Annotated in this window: 6 protein-coding genes and 1 pseudogene; 4 read left to right on the top strand and 3 right to left on the bottom strand. The window is 62.0% G+C overall.

The features are described from left to right. Positions 1–229 (bottom strand): annotated as a pseudogene (locus EN750_RS21340) (hypothetical protein); the annotation flags it as partial. Between the two features lie 147 nt (positions 230–376). On the opposite strand from EN750_RS21340, the gene cysE reads away from it, so the two are divergent. Both cysE and EN750_RS21330 read left to right on the top strand, forming a co-directional pair. Next, the gene (cysE, locus tag EN750_RS21335; RefSeq protein ID WP_013531333.1) at positions 377–1,225 is read left to right on the top strand and encodes a serine O-acetyltransferase; all 849 of its coding nucleotides are present in this window, start codon (positions 377–379) and stop codon (positions 1,223–1,225) included. A gap of 151 nt (positions 1,226–1,376) precedes the next feature. Continuing rightward, a complete protein-coding gene (locus tag EN750_RS21330; protein ID WP_013531334.1) occupies positions 1,377–1,580 on the top strand; it encodes a DUF3126 family protein in 204 nt (67 codons plus the stop codon). Positions 1,581–1,645: 65 nt separating this feature from the next. Here the strand turns inward: EN750_RS21330 and EN750_RS21325 are convergent, their stop codons facing one another. Next, positions 1,646–2,371 (bottom strand): hypothetical protein, encoded by a 726-nt coding sequence (locus tag EN750_RS21325; RefSeq protein ID WP_127397560.1) that lies wholly within the window; start codon positions 2,369–2,371, stop codon positions 1,646–1,648. 125 nt (positions 2,372–2,496) lie between these two features. Between EN750_RS21325 and EN750_RS21320 the strand changes: the two genes are divergently transcribed. Together EN750_RS21320 and EN750_RS21315 are read left to right on the top strand one after the other, a co-directional pair. Continuing rightward, positions 2,497–2,838 (top strand): hypothetical protein, encoded by a 342-nt coding sequence (locus EN750_RS21320; RefSeq protein WP_127397559.1) that lies wholly within the window; start codon positions 2,497–2,499, stop codon positions 2,836–2,838. A gap of 19 nt (positions 2,839–2,857) precedes the next feature. Next, complete coding sequence (locus tag EN750_RS21315; protein WP_127332112.1) at positions 2,858–3,385, top strand: gamma carbonic anhydrase family protein; 528 nt, start codon at positions 2,858–2,860, stop codon at positions 3,383–3,385. A 43-nt stretch (positions 3,386–3,428) separates the two neighbouring features. Here EN750_RS21315 and EN750_RS21310 read toward each other — a convergent pair whose 3' ends face one another. Continuing rightward, positions 3,429–3,989, bottom strand: coding sequence for an ankyrin repeat domain-containing protein (locus EN750_RS21310; RefSeq protein WP_127397558.1), 561 nt, complete (start codon positions 3,987–3,989; stop codon positions 3,429–3,431). Positions 3,990–4,149 lie beyond the last annotated feature (160 nt).

Raw genomic sequence — 4,149 nt, 5'->3', positions numbered from 1 at the left:
GGGCAGCACTTTGCGCCTCATTGTCCTTGGCCTTGCTGTCATAGACGGCATCGTGGAACCAGATCGCCGCTTCGATCGCCTGGGGGTCGCCGAGCAATTCTCGACAGTCGCCAGCGAGCGCCAGCATCGCCTCGATATGGGAAAGGTTGTGATAGTGGCGGCCTGGCGCCCGGTAGAGAGCCAAAAGCTCGCTTTTCAGCGCGTCGTCGATCAAGGGTTCGTTTTCCATGGCTGCTTGAATTCCCGCGAACCAAATCCATTTGACAAAGCACTAAGGAAAATTGAGTTCAATCGTGCTATGATCTGGCTTATATGTGCGGCCCGGCAACAGGCAAGCACAACAGGCAAGCCCGGCAGGACGCAGGACGAGACGGCCATGAACAGCATCAGCATTTCCCGACACAGCGCATTGAAGCCGGTCGATCCGATCTGGCGTTCGATCCGCGACGAGGCCATGGAGGCTGTCAACCGCGACCCGCTGCTCGCTGCATTCCTCTATTCGACCATCCTCAACCAGGACAGCCTGGAAGAAGCAGTCATTCACCGGCTGGCCGAGCGGCTGGCGCACCAGGACATCGGCTCCGACCTCATCCGCCAGACGTTCAAGTCCATGCTGGCCGACGACAAGGAGTGGCCGACGACGGTGCGTGTCGACATCCAGGCCTATTATGATCGCGATCCGGCTTGCGACCGCTTCATCATGCCTGTGCTCTATTTCAAGGGTTTCCACGCCATACAGACCCATCGGCTGGCGCATTGGCTGTGGAACCAGGGGCGCAAGGATTTCGCGCTCTACCTGCAGAGCCGCTCGTCCTCGGTCTTCCAGACCGACATCAACCCCGCCGCCCGCATCGGCAAGGGCATCTTCATCGACCACGCCACCGGCCTCGTGGTCGGCGAGACCGCGGTCATCGAGGACGACGTGTCGATCCTGCATGGCGTGACGCTGGGCGGCACCGGCAAGGCCGGCGGCGACCGTCACCCCAAGATCCGCTATGGCGTGCTGATCGGCGCCGGCGCCAAGATCCTCGGCAACATCGAAATCGGCCATTGCTCGAAGATAGCGGCCGGCTCGGTGGTGCTGTCGCCAGTGCCGCACAACAAGACGGTTGCCGGCGTGCCGGCCCGCGTCGTCGGTGAGACCGGCTGCGATCAGCCGTCGCGCCAGATGGACCAGCTTCTGCCGTCGCAGACGATGGATCAGGTCGTCAGTTTCGACATCTGATTTTCACGGCGCCGTCGTCTGCTGTCGGATTCCGGCCGCGGGCAGGAGCGGGCGGTTGTCTCGCCTTATCAGGCCGCTTGCCTTTACATCGCCATTGTCGACGTGCCAGAAGCGCGTTCGAACGAGCAAGCCCGATGATCGGAGAAGACTGTTGAAGCCGGACGAAATCAGAAAGCTGGACGCCTATTTCAAGCGCGTCTTCCAGAACCCCAAGCTCGAGGTCAAGGCGCGGCCGCGCAAGGACGATTCGGCCGAGGTCTATGTCGGCGACGAATTCCTCGGCATCGTCTTCAAGGACGAGGACGACGGCGACTACAATTTCTCGATGGCGATCCTCGACATCGATCTGGCCTGAGCCAGCGATTTTGCGCTCGGCCGGCTCCGCCTCGAATGCGGCCGGCCGGAGTTTCCGAGGCTTTCTTAATGTCCCGCCTTCAGAACGCGCCCCGCTTCGGTGGCGATTGCCGCGTCGAGCGCCTGCCAATCGCCCAGAAACTCCCTTGGGAAGCGATAGGTGAGGCTGAGTTCGTCGCCGACCTGGATGTCGCGCTCGCAAGGCGCCAGCGATTGGTCGGCACTCGGTCCGCTCAGGCAACGGGCCACGAACGGCTCCTTGCCGGGGCGATTGCCGACAACCAGCACCTCGTTCAGATAGCCTGATTTCTCGTTGAAACCATAAATCATCGTGCCGCCAGGCCCGACAATGCCGGGTTGGGTGATCAACGCGCTGTAGATCGGCGCGAAGCGGCCACTCATGTCACGCGACATCATCTGCTGTTCGAAGGACAGGAAGACGATGCTTTTGGCTGTTCCCGTATGGTTGAAATCATCCCGCGCGGCCTCGCTGTAGCCGTCCATCTGGGGATAGCGCAGATAGAGGTCGAGCCGCGAGGCGATGCCGTCGCGCCGGGCCTGGGCGAAACGGATGGCGTTGGCCGGGACCGTGATGACATTGTTGCCGATCACCACCTGGTGCATCGTTGCGTCGTCGGTGTATCCGGCCATGGCGATCGAATGGCCAAACCATTTGCCTGCAAGGCTGATCGCTGCTGAAAGCAGGGCCAGCGCCGCGAATCCGTAGAGCACCCGCTTCATCAGCCTAGAATCGACCACAGTGAGTTCGTTGGCGAGCGCTGCCTGCTTCATCTCAGTCCTCGGATCTCGGGCCGTCCGTCCGCCTCCAGTGTCCTTGGGCGGCACACATCGTACGGCACGGCTCTTGCAGCCTGCGTGGAACGACTGTGCAATTTCATGGTAAATGGAAAGTTAAGATGGGACCGCTGGAACTCACACTCTTTGCTTTTGCCGTCGGGTTGACGGCCTGCGGGCTGGCCGGATCGGCTATGGAACTGGTGTCGGGCCGCAAGGTCGCCTTCACCGAACCCTATGTGTCGCCGTCACATGTCTTGCGCTCGCTGCTCGCCACGGCCTGTGCCGGACCCTTCATGCTGGTCAATGATGCCATCGATGCCCGGCGTCAGCGCCGCATTTCAACGTTGGCGCTGATGTCCTGCGGCTGCACGGCAATTGCGTGGACCTTGGCGCTGGGCGTCGTCGTGCTTGCCATTGCCTCATGGACGGTCCGTCTCCTAGGGTCCGAGCTGTCAGGCTGAGACGATTCGGAGACCAGAAATGCCGCTTTATGCGATCGATGGAACAGAGCCCAGCTTCGCCGATGCGGATTCGAACTGGATCGCGCCCGATGCGACGCTGATCGGCGACGTCAGGGTCGGACGCAATGCCGGCTTCTGGTTTGGCGCCGTCATCCGTGGCGACAATGAGCCCATCGTCATCGGCGCCGATACCAACGTGCAGGAACATACTGTCATGCACACCGATCCCGGCTTCCCGCTGACGATCGGGGAAGGCTGCACGATCGGCCACCGCGCCTTGCTGCATGGCTGCACGATCGGCGACAACAGCCTGATCGGCATGGGCGCCATCGTGCTGAACGGCGCGAAAATCGGCAGGAATTCTCTGGTTGGCGCCGGTGCGCTGGTCACCGAAGGCAAGGAATTCCCGGACAATTCGCTGATCGTCGGCTCGCCTGCCAAGGCGATCAGGGTGCTGGACGACGCGGCCGTGGCAAGGTTGCGCGGCTCGGCGGCGCACTACGTTGCCAACGGCAAGCGCTTCCAGGCGGGGTTGAAGAAGGTCTGAGGTCAGCCTGGCATTTGCTGGCGGTGGTTCGTAGCGCCCCAACTCACTGTCTGTCGGAGTTGCGCCCGGCCATCGCATCGCGCAGCAAGGAGGCACCGGCTTCAAAGCCGGCAATCTCGGCTTCCTCGATCACGTTCCTGTAGTCATCGATGCGGGTTTCGAGCACCGGGTCGGCGCCCGCCGCCAAAAGCAGGCCGATCGCATCGACACTGCGGATGGCCACCGAATAGTGCAGCGGAGTCCAGTCGTTGACGCCCCGCATGTTGGGGTCGGCACCGCCGTCGATCAACACCCGCACGATGTCCAGCCGGTCGGCGCGGTCGGTGGACAGCGCTGCAATGATGGACGGAAACCCGCCGTGATCCTGATAGTTTGGATTCGAGCCGGCATCCAGCAAAGACGAGATGAAGCCGACGGGGCTCCAATAGATCGCATATTCCAGCGGATGCCCGAGGCCGAGCTCGAACGGCATGCGCTCGTCGAACCAGCGGGAAGAGCCGCCCAACGCCACGCCGAGGCCCTCGAAGTCGCCGGCCTTGAAGGCATCGTCGATAACGTTGAACAGGCGATGGCGCTCGCATCGATCTTCCGGGATTTCCAACATGGCCGTGATCCAGAAGGCGAAACTGACGGCCTATAGTGCCTCGATCTTCCGGGCGTGGGAAGGCGGGACGATTCGACTGAATGAGATTGGGATCTTCAGCCTACCGCAGGCTGATTGGTTTTCGATTCTCCGCCAGAAATGGCGGAGCCGGCCCGGGGAC

Origin of the sequence: Mesorhizobium sp. M7A.F.Ca.ET.027.03.2.1 (assembly GCF_003999175.1) — a bacterium.
Classification (GTDB): Bacteria; Pseudomonadota; Alphaproteobacteria; order Rhizobiales; family Rhizobiaceae; genus Mesorhizobium.
This window is presented reverse-complemented; position numbering and strand designations above follow the sequence as displayed.